Below are 16,245 nucleotides of genomic sequence, written 5' to 3'. Positions count from 1 at the left end.
GCGATCGCGTTTTAAACTACTTTTTAGGATCGCGACAATCATTGAGCAGTGCGTTGAGTTCCGCAGCAACTTTCCAAGGATTTCGACCTTTGAGGGGAGCGACTATCGCCGCCTCATAGGGATTCTTCCCCGTTCGCCTCACTGCTGCGATCGCATCTTGATTGGAGAAGCCTCGCGCACTCACTAACCAAGCTGCTAAAATGTGTCCTGTGCGTCCAATTCCACCAGAACAATGCACGACAACTTTCTCATTTTGTTGGTTTGCTATGTCTAAAAAAGGCAGAATTTCCTCAATTAAGGTTTGACGATCGCTCAATTGAAAATCCTCAATAGGTGCCCAACAAATCCGATCTAAACCAAATATATTTCGATACGTTACCAGCAAATCTGTGTAGCGAATTAGCTGAGTCTGAGTCAGCAAGCAACAAACGCGCTTAATGTTTTGTTGCTGCATAAATTCAATCCACCGATCGACCTGTATATTCTTGTATCCAGGTCTAGCAGCACCATATACGATCGATTCGTCCTCTGAAGCGGCAGCAAACTTATACATTTTGTTTTGATTCATTTTTAAAAAAAATTTAAGATTTACACATTACTTATGTGATAATTAATACTTTATTCATACTCAACTTTTCGCCCATTCTGTTCCTGCACCACCCGCCGATCACCTACCAAATCGAGAGTGTAATCGAAACTGGAAATTATTATGTCGTCAAATAAATACTTGATTTGCTCTCATTTGGTTGTTAATTGAAGTTCTACTTCTTTTAATTGAACAATAACCCGTTCAGCGTAATTTCGGTGAATAGGACAAGACTGTGCAATTGCAGTCAAAATTTGACGAATCTGCGGCGCATCAAGAGCAAGGGTTAGGGGGACTTTACGTTCTGCTAAGTCTCGTAGAATGTTAAGAATGACACCTACCAAATGCTCATCAGCACTTTGAAGTAATTTTAGCAGCTTAGTTAAATCATCGCGAATACCCAATCGGTATCTGGCAGCTAAGATTTCGGCTTTTGTGTTTAGGTACTCTTCTGATGAGAAGTACACTTCAAGTTTGGGCAGAATCTCTTGTGTTCCTAAAAGTCCAATAGCGCAAGCTGAATAAGATCGAACCGGCCCAATGGGATCGTCTAGGGCTAACTCAAGCTCTGCCAAAACCTCTGAGTCTCCTACTTCAGCTAAATCACCTAATGCTTCTGCTGCTGAAGCTCTCACAACCCAATCAGAGTCACTACGAAGGAGAGACTTGATTGGTTCGATCGCTGGTATGTAGTCCAGTGTGGCGAGCGCATCCACTGCATCGGATCTAACGAGATCTTCTGGGTCGGCTAACATCCTCACAAGCGCAGGGCCAACAGTCTCAATTTCTTCGTCTCCCAGCCATCCCAGCGCCGTCACAGCAAGCCCCCGAATATTTTGTTCGGGGGAAGTGAGTAAATCAACTAAGGTTGGGACAGCTTCATAAGCTTCCTTTTCTTGTAGCTTCATAATTGCTGGTGTTTGTCTAGAAGGATTGCCTGAACGACAGTCTTCCAGTAAAGACTCTATATTAGAGTGACTCATAAGCACCCCTTTCTCAAAACTTATGGATTGGATTATTTTTGTCTAAAGTATGAAAGTATTTTGATGTTCAAAGATAGTTAGTGAACTACTCCAACTATACCTTTAGGTTAGTTGGAGCTTCTGACTGTGGTGTTTGAGATCGCTCGCAGCAACCTCACGGTGTAGGCTGAGATTCACCTGCTAAAATTGGTTGTTCGCTTCCAGGTTCTCCTGTGCTTGGGGGTTCCACTGGCTGACCGAAGGCGAAGCGCAGAAAGGGCGGTGCCAGAAATGTGGTCAGAATCACCATGATAATAATCGATACCTCCAACGGCTTACTGAGAACGCCACTGGCAGAACCGATGCCGGCAAACACTAATCCGACTTCACCTCTCGGAATCATACCAACGCCGATCGCTAATCGATTAATTCCGGGTTGACCGAACACCGCCCAACCTGTCACTATCTTGCCGAGAATCGCAACTACCATCAAAAATACAGCGATCCACAATCCAGCCCGATTTTCTGGTACAGTCGGATTCAAAACGCCCAGATCTGCTCTAGCTCCTACAGTTACAAAAAAGATGGGCACTAGCAAATCGGCGACCGGCTTCACCAGTTCATCTAACTCGTTGCGAGCATCGCTTTCATCTAGAACTAAACCAGCAGCAAACGCACCCAAAATCGCTTCTAGGTGAATTGCATTGCCCAGAAATGCCATAAAATAGGCAAAGATAAATGCTGGGATGACAATATTGCCACGAGTTTTAAGTTGCTCGACGATCCGCTCAAAGGTCTTATTGAAGATGCCACCCAACAGAATGGAACCGATTAGAAAAGCGGTTGCACTGACAATCAAATAGATGACATTAGTAACATCAATCTCACCCGTTTTCGCTAAACTGGCGACAACAGCCAGGACGATAATTCCCAGCACATCATCAATGACAGCAGCACCAACAATGATTTGACCTTCTTTGGATTTAAGCTGTCCTAATTCAGACAATACTTTGGATGTAATCCCAATGCTAGTTGCCGTCAAAGCAGCCCCTGCAAAAATAGCTGGAATTGCGGGAACGTGGAATAACATCATCAAGCCCACAGTCCCTGCTGCAAAAGGAACTGCCACTCCCACACAAGCTACAATTGTGGCTTGATATCCAACTTCTTTTAATTGTCGCAAATCGGATTCCAGACCGATTTCAAATAGCAGAATAATTACGCCTAATTCTGCCAGCACGGAAATGACTTCACTCTGCGATTCAAATATACTTGTGACAGCTGCGGGGGAGAGACGATCGATCCATTGCAGAATCGTCATCACCACTGAATCAGAGGCAGATAGTCCGCTTTCGGGAAAGACAATCAGGTGTAATGCAGATACCCCGACGATTACACCCGCCACCAATTCCCCCAGAACTGGCGGAAAATCTAACCGTTTGGCTATTTCTGCGCCAATTTTGCTGGCTAGGTAAATTATCACCAAACTCAGCAGAACTCCGGTGAGAACGATCGGTGAATTTTCTGCCTCGACAGTTGCCAACAAGGGCGAAGGGACAAGCGGGTATGCCATCCCAGTGAAAGCTGTAATTGTATGGTTCAAAAACATGAGTTACGCGGTAAAGACGATGTGAACCTGATTTGAATCGGAGGTAACCGATTTTTAGTTTCCTGACGCATCAGGTTACCTCGATTCGTCGAACTTGTCATACTCTTTTTAGGCGACTGCCTCTTTGTTGTAAACCAGGTCAACAGCTTGACGCAGGGCGACCGTGCGATCGCTCAAGATATGTTCTGAGGTAATTAGATCGAACAGTCCCAGACGTTGCAAGCGGCGCTGAATTTTCTCGCTTGCACCGACGATATAGATCTGTAAACCCTTATCGTAAGCATCGCGAATCGCATTTTCGATCGCCAGCGAAGCAGTCACCCCCAGCAAAGGCACATCGCTGAGATCCATTACTAACGCATCTGCATCTTTCATCGCATTGTGTTCGCGTGCGATCGCTTTCGATAAGCCAAAAATCATCGGGCCACTCAGGTAAAATAACAACACACGCCCTTTGCCTTTATCCAGTAGGAACTTCTCCTCTTCGGTCAATCGTGCATCGTCATCTGTATCGGCAATCAGCTTAACTTCCTGAGATTGCAAACTACTCAACCGTTCGATAGTAAGAATATTGGCGATAAACACACCTACGCCTACCGCTACAATCAAATCCACAAATACGGTTAAGAGCAATACCCCGTACATGATCAGGGAACCCTTGATAGAAACCTTGTGCGATCGCTTCAGGAAACTCCAGTCAAGAATATCAATCCCTACTTTAAGCGCAATCCCTGCTAACACTGCCATCGGAATCGGTTGGGTCAGCTTGGCAGCGCCCAAAACCACCACCAGCAGCACCAACGCCCTTGTTAAACCAGATACCGCTGTGGTTGCACCCGTTTGGATGTTGACAACTGTTCCCATCGTCGCACCTGCACCCGGTAAGCCACCGCACAGACCGGAAACAATATTGCCGATGCCTTGACCGATCAATTCCTTATCGGATTTATGTTCAGTTCGGGTGAGACTATCTGCGATCACTGCTGTCAGCAAGGTATCGATACAACCCAGCATCCCCAACATTACCCCATCCACTAACATCACGGTCACTTGACCGGGTGTAAAAGTTGGGAATTGCAATGGGGGAAGTCCCACTGGAATTTCACCAATGCGGCGAATTTCCATACCTTGAAATACCGTCAAGGAAATTACAGTTCCAATAATCAACGCCACCAGTTGGGGAGGCACAAAACGCTTCAGCTTTTTGGGCATGAGGAAAATTATCCCCACCGTCAAGAGACCTAGAATTGCCTCCGGTGGATTCACATTGGCAATCAATTGCGGAATCGTCGTTACGGTGCCCAGAACACCCCCTTTCGGCGCTGGTTGGCCTAAAAAGGGTGCAATTTGTAGAATAACCAGAATCACGCCAATCCCCGACATAAAGCCGGAGATGACGCTATAGGGCATGAGGGTAATGTATTTCCCTAATTTGAAAATGCCAAATACGATCTGAAACAGCCCCGCCAACATGACAACGGTAAATGCCATCGCCAAACCATTATCCGGATTGCTGGCGGTGAGGGAGGCGACGATCGCCGTCATCACCACGGTCATTGGGCCAGTCGGTTCGGAAATCAGCGTGGGAGTACCGCCGAATAACGCGGCAAAGAAACCAACGCAAATAGCACCATACAGACCGCCGATCGGCCCGACTCCAGAGGCAACACCGAAAGCTAGGGCAAGCGGTAAAGATACGATGGCGGCAGTGACACCCCCGAAGATGTCGCCCCGCAGGTTGTTAAAACGAATCAGGTTGGTAATTGACATGAATCGTGATGAGTAAAAGGGCAATACCGACTTTGAAAAATTAAGCAATTGGAAGACAACCGTTTTGCCTTCGAGACAGGAATCAGCGATAGCAGAAATTAGGCAGACGCAAGCAAAGCTCTGCCTCCCCGCCTGAGAGATTCCTAATTTGGAGATGATTTAGTTCTTCAATATTTTTTAATGTACGTTATAATGGCAATTAATATTCATCTTTTCACCAAAATAGAAGTTAAGCTTCCATAGAAAATTCTTAGCTTTACCATAGATAAGTTCCAGAGGCCCTCAGTTGATGATTCGCTGTGCAATCTGGCGCTCTGTGTATTGGGGCCGAGCGTAAAGTCTCATCAATCATTCTGAGACGCTTTACCATCATCCTTGTAGCTTGGGTTGAAGTACGAAACCCAACTCATTAAATCTCTATCTAAGAGCATCGACAGGATGACTGGCGATCGCAAACAGAACGTGAAAGGCAGTTTCCCTGACGTGACGATGTAATTATTCTGAACTGGCCTACCAGCCTTGGCATAATCTGTGAAAATGCAATCTTCAGCAGACAAGTAGGCGATGAATATATATACCATCTTGAGCCAAGCCAAGTGCCAACGGGTGACTGATGGAGCAGTTTTACCGATATTGAGCGGTTGCGAGTCCTCACCTCGACAACTGGTACTGCTATTGCCACAATTGGGAGATTTCGACAGCCTTGAATATGCTTGGTGGTTGCGGCGGGATGCGGACAAACTTCAAGCACAAGAGATTGCGCTGCGAGCGGTGGGTATTGGCGATCCTCTGGGGTAAGCTAAGTTAGGCTTGTTCATTGGTTCTATTGAACAGTGAAAGAGTTTAAGAATTGCCAGTAATGGATAGTTGATTTTAAGGTTTGTCGCTGAAAGAGGAAACTTCAAGAGTAATCTTGGCAATCACCGCACTTCTTCTGCGGTGAGGATGTCAATCTACGAGCATCGCGATCGCGCCATCCTTGGTTTTGCTCCCAATATGAGCAATCGTCTATCGTTTCTCTCACCTTTTGGTATGCGATCTGCTTGTTCAGATCGAGGGTGAGGTTTACAAGCTCTCACCCGCCCCTACGGAAAATGTATTCGATCGAGTCGTTTTGCCGCTATAACGCCTCGATCGTTCCATCGGTCAGAGAAATTTGAAATTTGTCAATCTCTTTATGCAGATATAGGCATAAAGTTACAAAAGACACAGTTCTCTTGAGAGTTTTAGGAGTTAATAATTCTTATCCCTTCTTCCGACTCTCTCACTTATGTTTGACTTAACTGCTGCCGACTACTCCCTCTTGTCCTGGATTCAACAGTCTGGGGTTCCCGCCCACTCCCTATCGCTGCGCTTCCATCCGGGATGTTTAATGGTACAGTGTCAAACAATTGACGATGCAACCAAGTTGTGGGAACGACGCTCCATTCTCAAGCTTTCTGGTATCGAGTTGTGCTTTCGAGTCAATGGCGTTTTTTATCTGGCTACCGCTATCAAATAATTGCAAAATTAGTCAAACCCAACCCAGGATGAGCCAAAGGCTTTATCCCCCAAGTTCCTATTCAATCACGGGGCGATTGTTACCATTTGCGATCGAGACGATCGTTGTCGGCAAAAGCGCATCTCATTTCGATGATATTTTTAGTGTTGGGGAAAAATGGTCAATCTTTCTCTCCATCTCCCATCTCCCATCTCCCATCTCCCCATCAGCCTCAAGAGCGAAATTAAATGCTCCCGCAACTTAGCGCTTGGCCCATCACTGACAAACAAAACCCGTATTCGGTGAAGAAGGCTACTGAGCGTTGTCTAGTTGAGTCTTAATAGTTTGCCAAACGGATAATACTCCATCGATCCATCCTTGAGCAAAGCTAATCCGACTTTGGGGATCGACTTGCAGTAAGTAGGCAAAGTCCGCATCGTTCAAACGAGCTTGCTCTGGATAGTCTTTCAGATTCAGGAATGTCCAGAGGTAGTCCAGCACATCTTCATCAAGCGCAACCGCCAGCGGCTGGACTCGTTCAAAATGGCGGAAATCTTTGTACGATAACTTGGCACTGGAACGAATACCTAATTCAAACCCTTCTTGGCGGACTTTGTTGAGGAGAACTTTCTTTTCCGTCTGAAGGCGTTCTACCCAATTGTCTTGTTCGGTAATTTGGACTTTGAGTTCTTCGTAAGTAATAGCCATTTTTAAAGCCTCCTGGCAAATAGCGGAAATATTAAATTGATGCTTGACGGGCTGAAGTCGGGCAAACAGCGATTCAGTCACCGCAATGGTGACTCTTTGACTCACAACTCCCTCCCGCGTTTTGTGTACTCTTATACAGTAACGCCATTAATTGCATAATGGATTGGAAAAACACAAATTGTTACATAAGATACAAATTGGCCAGGGAAAGTATGCAATACCACTCCCAGATGGGAGTGGCGCTAAAATCCTCAAGCTTGAGGGAATCTGGAGGGTTTGCTGTGGTAGCTGTTGACAGGGCCAGGTCTGCTGGGCCAGGTCTTCTCTGGAATTGCAATAATTCTTCTGGGGGGACATGGAGCGAATTTCCTAATTTGACCTAGTACCAAAGTCCTAATTAGGGAAAAAGGTAAAATATAAAAAAGTCATTTTACCTTTTTCACAGAGCTTATTTACCGAGTCGATCGGCAATTCAATTATTCTATTGCGGTGGTTCTAATCCTTCTGGGGGAACAGGAGAAAATGGAGGATTTTGCTGCATTTGCTGACGCTGTTCAGGGGTCAGAATAGCATCCATTTGCTCTTTCGTCGTGCGCCGTAATTCTTCTATTTTAGATTTCTGGTCGTCAGTCAGATTGAGCGATTCAAACACCTGGCGCGGATTTTCTCGATTTTGTCTGGCAGTTTCCAAGCGAGCTTTTTGTTCGGCATTTAAAATATTATCCATCCGTTGCCGCTCAGCTTGTCTAACTTGCTCCATTTTAGCTTGCTGTTCGGAGGTCAAATTCAGCCAATTGGGAGGAAAACCCGGAGGATGTTGCTGCATTTGCTGACGCTGTTCAGGGGTCAGAATTGCATCCATTTGCTCTTTCGTCGTGCGCCGTAATTCTTGAATTTTTGCTTTTTGTTCGTCAGTCAAATTCAGCGATTCAAATACCCGATGTGGAGCTTCGCGATTTTGTCTGGCAGTTTCCAGGCGAGCTTTTTGTTCGGCAGTTAAAATATTATCCATTTGTTGCCGCTCAGCTTGCCGGATTTGCTGCATTTTTGCCTGTTGTTCGGAGGTCAAGTTGAGCCCATTTGGAGGCTGTTGTGGTGGAGCAGGCGGATTATTAGATTGGGCCAACACGACGGGAATAATTGCTGCTGATAGTGCTAGAGAAATCGTACCTGCCAATAGGGACAAGTATTTAACTTTTGAGATTTGATTTCTGAGATGGAGAGCAAAATTAGACTTCATAGTGCTTCGTAGATTTAAGGAGCGAATGTTTGTGATATTCGATATTTAAAGATTAGCAAGTCCGCTCACAGTTCGACATGGATCGAAATTCCCAATTTCTCTAGTACCAAAGTCCTAATTGATTTAGGATTTCGGTCACATTTTTTTTAAAGATAATCCTGAAAATTTAGTTCCTCCCTACAATAGAGTAAAAAAAATCATTTCTATTTTCTGACTATGCAAACTCTTTTGCCTTCGCGGTGGTTTCGTCGATCGCCCTTTTCTAACCATTCTTTCCGCCCGATCCTCTATTTGGAATGGATTTTACTGGGAATAACAGTTCTGGGCCAAATCCGGCCAGAGCCACATCGCATCGATAATGGGACGCTTCCATTCTCGTTTCTCACCCTGATTGCCTTTGGTTTAATGGGTTTGAAGCTACCGACTGGGAAAGCTGTTGACAAATGGCTTTATACAGGGTTGGGATTGGCATTGTTATGTTTAACTTTCCTACTAGATAGACGAACAATATTTTTCCCATTGCTGGGTTTGATCGTAGTGCTTCGCAGTTGTTTGATTTTTCAAGAAGTCGGTCGTTTAGTGGTCGCAGGATTGGTGTTTATTAGTTTCCTACTGATGATATTTCAGCAAGTACCTGGGCCACCTCCTCCCCCCAGACACCTACTTCCGCCAGAGTCTTTCAGCCATACCATTCTAACTCTGAGACTAAATACGGCGATAACTTATGGGTTGACTCTTATGTTTATTTTGCTATTAGTTAATGCTTTATTAGCGGAACGTCAAAGTCGCGAGAAATTGCTAATTGCCAACGATCGATTACGCGAGTATGCTTTGCGAATAGAAGATCGAGCAACGCTACAAGAGCGAAATCGAATTGCTCGCGAAATTCACGATTCGTTGGGTCACGCTTTAACTGCTCAAAGTATTCAGTTAGAAAATGCGCTTTTGTTTCTACCTGCGGATGCTGAGAAAACGGCATCTTTTTTGCGAGAAGCGAAACAGTTAGGCTCTAGGGCCTTGCAGGAGGTAAGGAGGTCAATTTCTACCTTGCGATCCGACCCTTTGCAAGGACAATCTCTAGCAAATGCGATCGCAAAAGCAGTGACAGAGTTTCGTCAGAGTACTGGGATTGTACCAAGCTGTACGATTGAATTATCCCAGCCTATTCCCACCGACATTAGTACAGCACTCTACCGCATTATCCAAGAGTCGTTAACTAATATTTACAAGCATAGCGGAGCAACCCAAGTTACGATCGATCTGCGGGAGAATCGCGAAGCAATTCGGCTTCAGATTGAGGATAATGGACGAGGGTTCAATCCAGAAGGAAACACAACTGGATTTGGACTTCAGGGAATGCGGGAACGAACTGCTGCGCTGGGTGGACAGTTCTTTCTCACAAGTCAACTGCAACAAGGTTGTCGGATTACTATATTAATTCCGTTACCAAGGCTGACACTATGACCGCTCCTAAAATTCGCTTATTGCTAGTTGACGATCAGATGATTATTCGTCAAGGTTTGAGAAGTTTGCTGTCAGCTAAACCGGATTTAGAAGTGGTGGGAGAAGCGGAAAATGGACAACAAGCGATCGCGCAAGCGGAAGCTTTGCAGCCGGATGTGGTTTTAATGGATGTGAGAATGCCTATTATGGATGGCGTTGCTGCCACTCGCGTAATTTGTCAGCAATTTAGCACGACCAAAGTGTTAGTTTTGACGACTTTTGATGATGATGATTACGTTTCGCAAGCGATGCGATTGGGTGCTAAAGGATATTTACTAAAAGATACTCATTCTGATGATTTAGCAGCGGCAATTCGAGCCATTCATAAAGGTTACACGCAAATGGGGCCTGGATTGATGGAAAAAGCGATCGCTCCCTCACCTCCCTCAATTCCAACTCAGCCTACTCGCCTTCCCCCAGAACTGGCGGGACTTACGCCAAGAGAGCGTGAGGTATTATGTTTGATTGTCAAAGGCGCGAGTAACCGAGAGATTGGGGAAGTGCTGTATATTTCAGAACGAACTGTCAAAAATCATATTACCAGTATTTTGAGTCAGTTAAATTTGCGCGATCGCACTCAAGCTGCCATGTTCGCCAGTCCCTTCTTATCCTTGCTAACCTGAGTTCGATGTCACAGAAAAGTCATTGATTATTACCCAAAGTATGGCAAATTGGGTAATAATCAAAGGTTTGGTCAAAAAAGGTGATGGTGTAGCATCAGGCCAAACTAGATTAGCTTCAATTAACCAGAGTAATTCTGGCTGAGTAGAGATGCCACCTCCGTTGCTCTGGAGTCGAGCCAGGAACATCATTAATCCGTTTTAGAGTATAATTACCCGTGAAGCGTTGAGTTGTGCCATTAACGTTTGTAGCAGTAACAGTCACAGGAATTGCCACATATAAAGAGCCTACTGCTCCATTTATACTATCGGGTTTTCCAATGTTTACCTTAACTGATGCAGTATTGGCAAAACCTCTCCTGAATTGCTCAAATGATTTTCCGCTAGCAGAGCCTTCTCCTGCCCAATCTGCATAAGCGCTTCTGTAGTCTTTGCGGTTAATCGCGTCGTAATAGTGGCGAATAACTTGAGCCGCTTTTTGTTGTTCTAATGTTTCCCTATCTCGAACATTTTGAGCCAGGGTTTTTTGAGAAAATGACGATACACCTGGAATCAAGTTGGCGGATATTCCCAACAAAATCACCAAACTGCTGACGCTCAATAAAATTAAATTGATTTTGTTAAATTTTGGGGCAATCATATTCTGACACTGAAAGATTTTGAGGAAAGATTTTGAGGAAAGATTTTGAGCTAAGTTAATTTCCCAATTCAGTAACACTTCCTTGCGGCTTAGGTGGATAGTTAACTCCACAGCCAGAGCGTTTTATGGGATTGAGCGGATACTCTTAACTATAGTAACATTTCAATTCTAACTATTATCAGCAAAATCGAACATATGAGTTATAATCCACCTCCTGATTTTTCCTCATCGCCCAAGCCAACCTCAGCCAAATGGTGGGTTATGTTAGGTGTTGGTTTGGGCGTTTTAATGTTCACTCTGGACACCAGTATTGTGAATATTGCCCTACCAACCTTAGTCGAGGTATTTCAAACCACCTTTGCGACTATTCAATGGGTGGTATTGAGCTACCTGCTAGTAGTGACAGCACTGGTGTTAGGGGCAGCGCGACTGGGAGATACGATCGGCAAGAAACGCCTTTACCTGGGCGGGTTGATTGTGTTTACCATCAGTTCGCTGCTGTGTGGATTATCTCCTGGGGTAGGCTGGCTGATTGGCTTCCGGGCACTTCAGGGTATGGGAGCAGTAATGATTTCGGCATTGGGAGCGGCGTTGGTGACGGAAGCATTTCCCAGTTCTGAGCGGGGACGGGCATTGGGTATTATTGGCGCGATCGTATCATTAGGCATCGCTCTAGGCCCAACAGTGGGTGGACTGTTGATTGGGCTGTCTGACTGGCGGATGATTTTTTTGGTTAATGTTCCCATTGGTATTTTTGCTAGTTTTGTTGTTGCCCGTAGTGTACCGCCAAATCAGTATCGAGCCACCCGACAACGGTTTGATTGGTTTGGGATGGTGGTAATGACGATCGCCCTGACTGCCTTTGCTTTGGGTATGACGCACGGACAGGATGCAGGTTTTACCAATCCGATGACACTGGGGTTGTTGGCAATCGCCCTCGTCGGTCTGGTAATCTTTCTCTGGCAGGAATCCCGGAATACTTCTCCTCTAGTAGATTTGTCTCTATTTCACAACCGTCAGTTTAGCCTCAGTTTGCTGACTGGAATTCTTGTATTTATTGTGATTGCCGGCACCATTTTCATTATTCCTTTCTTTCTGGAACTGGTATTGCACTATCCCACTCCGCACGTGGGATTATTGCTGGCTGTATCTCCTGTACTAGGAGGGATTGTCGCTCCCTTTTCGGGCAACTTATCTGACCGTTTTGGCACCCGGATGATTAGCTTGATCGGTTTGGGGTTGATGGTGATGGGATGCTTGAGTATCAGTACCTTCCACGCTCAGATGACGGATATCGATTACATAGTCCGCGTTGCGCCTTTTGGGATTGGTTTGGGAATGTTCCAATCCCCCAATAACAGCGCTATTTTGGGTTCTGTGCCACCAGAACGGCTCGGTATTGCCTCTGGTTTGCTATCCCTGACTCGCACACTAGGTCAAACTACGGGAGTTCCCTTATTAGGAGCGATTTTTGCGGCGATAGTGTTGATGCAATCTTCCTCCGCGAATGTGACGAATGCGCCCCCGGATGCCCTTGTGTTCGGGGTGCAGTCCACCTTCAAAATTGCTGCTGCGATGTTGGCGATCGCTGCATCTATTATGTTTATTCTGTGGCGATCGCAACCCCGAAAGACAGTATCGCGCTGAGTTGAAATCAGAGAAAGATGGCTTTTTTGATGATGCAATATTTATCGCTTGGTTAATTCGATCGAGCAAAGTGTTGGAGAGTTTTTATCTACCTAGCCATTTTTCTAGGATATACCTGCCCATTTATCCGATGTCATAGAAGCTGGTAATACAGCATCTTAAAAAGAAATAGGTCGGATTGAACCAGAAACCATCGGTTTCCAAACAATCCATCTTACATCCATGTTTGAAAAAGCACATGACTAATTCTGCATCGCATAATGGCAAAATATTAGAGGCATTTTCCGGCAACTTAGCCGATATAGTAGAACAAGCCTCAAAAGCGATCGTGCAAATCAACGGTAGGCGACGCACATCTTCGAGTGGCGTTCACTGGAGACCGGGAATTATCGTCACTACCGATCGCTCCATCAACCGCGACGAAGAAATTAGGGTTACCCTACCAGAAGGGCAAACCATTTCTGCGACGTTAGAAGGAAGAGACGAAACTAGGGATCTAGCCATACTGAAAATACCAGAAACAGCACTAGGTACAGCAAATCTGGGAGATGCGGCTACTCTGAAAGTAGGTCATCTAGTATTAGCGATCGCCCGTTGCCAAGAAAATAGTATCAGCGCTAGTTTGGGCATCATCAGTAGTTTGGGAGAAAGTTGGCGCACTTGGGGAGGTTTTTCCATTGACCGATCGATTCGTCCCTCCCTGATACTATACCCAGGTTTCTCCGGTGGGCCATTAGTAGATACTCAAGGAAAGGTCGTTGGGATTAATACTATAGTACCCCGTCATACTGCACTCACCATTCCCAACACTATCGTGAATCGCATAGTTGACCAACTGCTAGAAACTGGCAACATTAGATACGGTTATCTAGGATTGGGAATGCAACCAGTTCAACTACCTCTTGTTCTGCAAAAATCGCTTAATTTACCTGACAATGGCGGCGTAATAGTAGTTAGCGTCGAACCATCATCACCAGCAGATAAAGCAGGAGTGTTGATCGGCGATATTTTAGTAGAGCTTTCCGGTACATCCATCAACGATATCAGCGATGTTCATTCCATGTTAGGCCCCGAACGAGTTAATCGACCCATTCAGGCCAAAATTGTCCGGGGTGGAAATTCGATCGAACTAACGATCGCGGTCGGTGTTAGACCGCAAAGGGGGTAACTAATGGATAGCTTCAGCTTAGTTGAGGAATTAAACGCTGTAACCGAATCCCTACGCCGTTCTACAGTGAAAATCCAAGGACGCAGAAACGGAATAGGATCGGGCGTGATTTGGAATAGCGATGGGATAATTATTACCAATGCCCACGTTATAAGTCACTCAAAAATATCGGTGGAATTATCAGACGGACGAGTTCTGGCGGCGACTGCGATCGCGAAAAATCGTCAGCGGGACTTAGCAGCATTGAAAGTAGATGCTTCTAACTTAAACGCTGCCAAAATTGTTAATTGCGATCGCTTGCGAGTGGGAGAATTAGTAGTAGCGGTAGGCAATCCAAACGGCTCGACGGGAGCAGTAACCGTGGGAATCATTCACAATCTCACTAGCATTAATGCCAATCGTCCTAATTGGATACAAACAGATGTGCAATTAGCACCCGGTAATTCTGGCGGCCCTTTGGCTAACGTGCAAGGGGAAGTAATTGGAATTAATACGATGATCGTACAAGGGAAAGGGTTTGCCATTCCCACTCATGTGGTGCAACGCTTTTTGGAAAGAGGTAACGAACGTCCTTATTTGGGGGTGAATCTTCGCGAGGTAATCGTACCATTACAAGGCAAAGCGAGTTATGGATTGTTAATTACCGATGTGGAATCTAGCAGTCCAGCAGATATCGCTGGGCTAATCTTGGGAGATGTGTTGGTGGGAGTGAGAGGTATTGCTTTCCTTTCGCCAAATGAACTATTTCACATTTTGGAAAACTCTTATGAAGGTGATGGACTGCCATTAAATGTGCTGCGTGGGGATAAGCTTGTGCAGTTGGATGTGGTGCTATGGAACAAAGACTCCTCAGCACGAGCGGCATAACCAGGGTTTTGCTGGTAGCTAATTCTACCATTATGCGGGCTGGTTTATCGGCTTTAATGGCAAATAATTCGAGTTTGGAGGTGGTGGGTAGCGTTACAAATGGGGAAATGCTTTTGAAAAACGAACAGTTACAACCGGATGTGGTGCTGTTGGTATGGGATGGGGAAGAATTGATTTTTGATGGTGAATTTCAGGTGTCTGGAATGGTGGTTTTGGCAGAAGATTGGCAAGAGGTGTCAATCGGTAATTGGTTGCGAAATGGGGTGCAGGGTATTCTTCCTTTACAGGCTACTGGCGATGAGATTGTGGGAGCAATTTCAGCAGTAGCTTTGGGTTTAAATGTACTGCATCCGGATGTGATGGAGTCTTTGCTTTCGCCATTACCCGCAACTGCCAAGGAGCGGGATAATGGCAAGGGAATTCTCACCAGTCGGGAGGTTGAGGTGTTGGGGATGCTGGCTTCCGGTCAGGGCAATAAAGCGATCGCTCGTCGATTGCACATTTCCGAGCATACCGTAAAATTTCACATCGCTTCTATCTTTAGCAAGCTGGAAGTTTCCAGTCGCACGGAAGCGGTAATCAAGGGTGCTAAAGATGGGTTAATTTTGTTGTGAACCTAGCAATGACGATGATTAATCTTAAAGGCAGGCAGGATGCCTATACCACAAGAATTTTTGGAGATGTCTAATATTCAAGGCCCAGCCAATCAAAAATCAAAAATCCTGGCATCGGATGACCCTTGCCATTTGTTCTACCAGTACCTACGTCCCCACAAATTTGGCTAATCACAAAACCTATCCGCTCAAAGCAGATAGGTTTAATGGCTTTGGTAAGTATGTTAGTTATATAGGTTAGATATTGCTTTATCCTGCTCCTATTATGCAAATTCATAAAGATGAGTCTGCTACCTCAATCGGCTGATTTCCTTATCCTCAAAAGGCAGAGATTGGATAGGTTTTGGGAAAGCTTTACCTACTCGATTGATACAGATGTTCTTTACTCTAACTTTAGGTATATTTCTTGATGAATAATGTTTCTGCATCTACTACCCTTACAAGAGATAGAGCTAATGGATTACCGAACTTCGCGGCGATCGCTGTAAAGCTCCAGCAAACCAGAAATTGAAGAGAGTAGTAGATGGTTCAAGAAGTAGAAACCGCTAAATTTACAGCAGCAGAACTAGATCGGTTGGCAACAGAACTGAATCGGGACGGAATTTGCGTGATTCGCGGACTTTTCGATCGACATCTGATTGAGGAATGGGCAGAAGCTTTTGATGCTTTATCTGGATGGAGCAATAAGACTCCCGTTATAGCGCAGCTTAACGGGAGATGAATTGCGACCAGCTAATTAATTGAGCGTAGCGAATCGTTTTGTGAAACAATGCTATCATAAATTCGGTGATTAGGTCGATTAACCATGATAGTCTACGAGTTCAAGCTAAA

At 45.2% G+C, this 16,245-nt stretch carries 19 protein-coding genes; 11 read left to right on the top strand and 8 right to left on the bottom strand.

From position 1 onward, the window contains the following. Positions 1-16 precede the first annotated feature (16 nt). The 5 genes from ACE1CD_RS19515 to ACE1CD_RS19495 all read right to left on the bottom strand — a co-directional run bounded on the left by ACE1CD_RS19515 (position 17) and on the right by ACE1CD_RS19495 (position 5,508). The gene (locus ACE1CD_RS19515; protein WP_374791653.1) at positions 17-568 is read right to left on the bottom strand and encodes a dual specificity protein phosphatase family protein; all 552 of its coding nucleotides are present in this window, start codon (positions 566-568) and stop codon (positions 17-19) included. Positions 569-738: 170 nt separating this feature from the next. After that, on the bottom strand, positions 739-1,569 hold the full coding sequence (locus tag ACE1CD_RS19510) for a HEAT repeat domain-containing protein (protein ID WP_374791651.1): 831 nt from the start codon (positions 1,567-1,569) through the stop codon (positions 739-741). 154 nt (positions 1,570-1,723) lie between these two features. After that, entirely contained in the window at positions 1,724-3,157 is a 1,434-nt protein-coding gene (locus tag ACE1CD_RS19505; RefSeq protein ID WP_374791649.1) for a cation:proton antiporter, read from the bottom strand. Positions 3,158-3,265: 108 nt separating this feature from the next. Beyond that, complete coding sequence (locus tag ACE1CD_RS19500) at positions 3,266-4,927, bottom strand: SulP family inorganic anion transporter (protein WP_374791647.1); 1,662 nt, start codon at positions 4,925-4,927, stop codon at positions 3,266-3,268. A gap of 344 nt (positions 4,928-5,271) precedes the next feature. Further along, positions 5,272-5,508 (bottom strand): hypothetical protein, encoded by a 237-nt coding sequence (locus tag ACE1CD_RS19495; RefSeq protein ID WP_374791646.1) that lies wholly within the window; start codon positions 5,506-5,508, stop codon positions 5,272-5,274. Between ACE1CD_RS19495 and ACE1CD_RS19490 the strand changes: the two genes are divergently transcribed. From ACE1CD_RS19490 to ACE1CD_RS19480, 3 genes are all read left to right on the top strand, one after another. After that, on the top strand, positions 5,492-5,725 hold the full coding sequence (locus tag ACE1CD_RS19490; protein WP_374791644.1) for a hypothetical protein: 234 nt from the start codon (positions 5,492-5,494) through the stop codon (positions 5,723-5,725). The two genes, ACE1CD_RS19495 and ACE1CD_RS19490, sit on opposite strands and share 17 nt — an antisense overlap. Before the next feature lie 472 nt (positions 5,726-6,197). Beyond that, positions 6,198-6,428 carry a hypothetical protein gene (locus ACE1CD_RS19485; protein WP_374791642.1) on the top strand — a complete coding sequence of 77 codons (231 nt, stop codon included), beginning with the start codon at positions 6,198-6,200 and terminating at the stop codon, positions 6,426-6,428. A gap of 28 nt (positions 6,429-6,456) precedes the next feature. Then, positions 6,457-6,672, top strand: a complete 216-nt coding sequence (locus tag ACE1CD_RS19480) for a hypothetical protein (protein WP_374791640.1) — start codon at positions 6,457-6,459, stop codon at positions 6,670-6,672. Positions 6,673-6,719: 47 nt separating this feature from the next. Here the strand turns inward: ACE1CD_RS19480 and ACE1CD_RS19475 are convergent, their stop codons facing one another. Continuing rightward, positions 6,720-7,220 carry a hypothetical protein gene (locus ACE1CD_RS19475; RefSeq protein ID WP_374791638.1) on the bottom strand — a complete coding sequence of 167 codons (501 nt, stop codon included), beginning with the start codon at positions 7,218-7,220 and terminating at the stop codon, positions 6,720-6,722. Positions 7,221-7,596: 376 nt separating this feature from the next. After that, positions 7,597-8,355 carry a Spy/CpxP family protein refolding chaperone gene (locus ACE1CD_RS19470; protein WP_374791636.1) on the bottom strand — a complete coding sequence of 253 codons (759 nt, stop codon included), beginning with the start codon at positions 8,353-8,355 and terminating at the stop codon, positions 7,597-7,599. A gap of 216 nt (positions 8,356-8,571) precedes the next feature. Here ACE1CD_RS19470 and ACE1CD_RS19465 point away from each other — a divergent pair, with 216 nt between their 5' ends. Beyond that, positions 8,572-9,819 (top strand): sensor histidine kinase, encoded by a 1,248-nt coding sequence (locus ACE1CD_RS19465; RefSeq protein ID WP_374791634.1) that lies wholly within the window; start codon positions 8,572-8,574, stop codon positions 9,817-9,819. Further along, a complete protein-coding gene (locus ACE1CD_RS19460; protein WP_374791632.1) occupies positions 9,816-10,481 on the top strand; it encodes a response regulator in 666 nt (221 codons plus the stop codon). The genes ACE1CD_RS19465 and ACE1CD_RS19460 overlap by 4 nt, the downstream gene beginning before the upstream one ends. Before the next feature lie 115 nt (positions 10,482-10,596). Here ACE1CD_RS19460 and ACE1CD_RS19455 read toward each other — a convergent pair whose 3' ends face one another. After that, on the bottom strand, positions 10,597-11,229 hold the full coding sequence (locus ACE1CD_RS19455; RefSeq protein ID WP_374826039.1) for a hypothetical protein: 633 nt from the start codon (positions 11,227-11,229) through the stop codon (positions 10,597-10,599). Between the two features lie 84 nt (positions 11,230-11,313). On the opposite strand from ACE1CD_RS19455, the gene ACE1CD_RS19450 reads away from it, so the two are divergent. The 6 genes from ACE1CD_RS19450 (at position 11,314) to ACE1CD_RS19425 (ending at position 16,135) form a co-directional block, all read left to right on the top strand. Beyond that, complete coding sequence (locus tag ACE1CD_RS19450) at positions 11,314-12,765, top strand: DHA2 family efflux MFS transporter permease subunit (protein ID WP_374826038.1); 1,452 nt, start codon at positions 11,314-11,316, stop codon at positions 12,763-12,765. Positions 12,766-13,003: 238 nt separating this feature from the next. Next, on the top strand, positions 13,004-13,933 hold the full coding sequence (locus ACE1CD_RS19445; RefSeq protein WP_374826037.1) for a S1C family serine protease: 930 nt from the start codon (positions 13,004-13,006) through the stop codon (positions 13,931-13,933). A 3-nt stretch (positions 13,934-13,936) separates the two neighbouring features. Continuing rightward, entirely contained in the window at positions 13,937-14,800 is an 864-nt protein-coding gene (locus tag ACE1CD_RS19440) for a S1C family serine protease (RefSeq protein ID WP_374791624.1), read from the top strand. Beyond that, a complete protein-coding gene (locus ACE1CD_RS19435; RefSeq protein ID WP_374791622.1) occupies positions 14,767-15,414 on the top strand; it encodes a LuxR C-terminal-related transcriptional regulator in 648 nt (215 codons plus the stop codon). The genes ACE1CD_RS19440 and ACE1CD_RS19435 overlap by 34 nt, the downstream gene beginning before the upstream one ends. A gap of 39 nt (positions 15,415-15,453) precedes the next feature. Further along, entirely contained in the window at positions 15,454-15,585 is a 132-nt protein-coding gene (locus tag ACE1CD_RS19430) for a hypothetical protein (protein ID WP_374791620.1), read from the top strand. Positions 15,586-15,937: 352 nt separating this feature from the next. Next, positions 15,938-16,135 carry a hypothetical protein gene (locus ACE1CD_RS19425; RefSeq protein ID WP_374791618.1) on the top strand — a complete coding sequence of 66 codons (198 nt, stop codon included), beginning with the start codon at positions 15,938-15,940 and terminating at the stop codon, positions 16,133-16,135. Positions 16,136-16,245: the final 110 nt, after the last annotated feature.

Source organism: Aerosakkonema sp. BLCC-F183, from assembly GCF_041929145.1.
GTDB lineage: Bacteria > Cyanobacteriota > Cyanobacteriia > Cyanobacteriales > Aerosakkonemataceae > Aerosakkonema.
The sequence above is the reverse complement of the archived record's forward strand: the minus strand, read 5'-3'. Positions and strand labels throughout refer to the sequence as shown.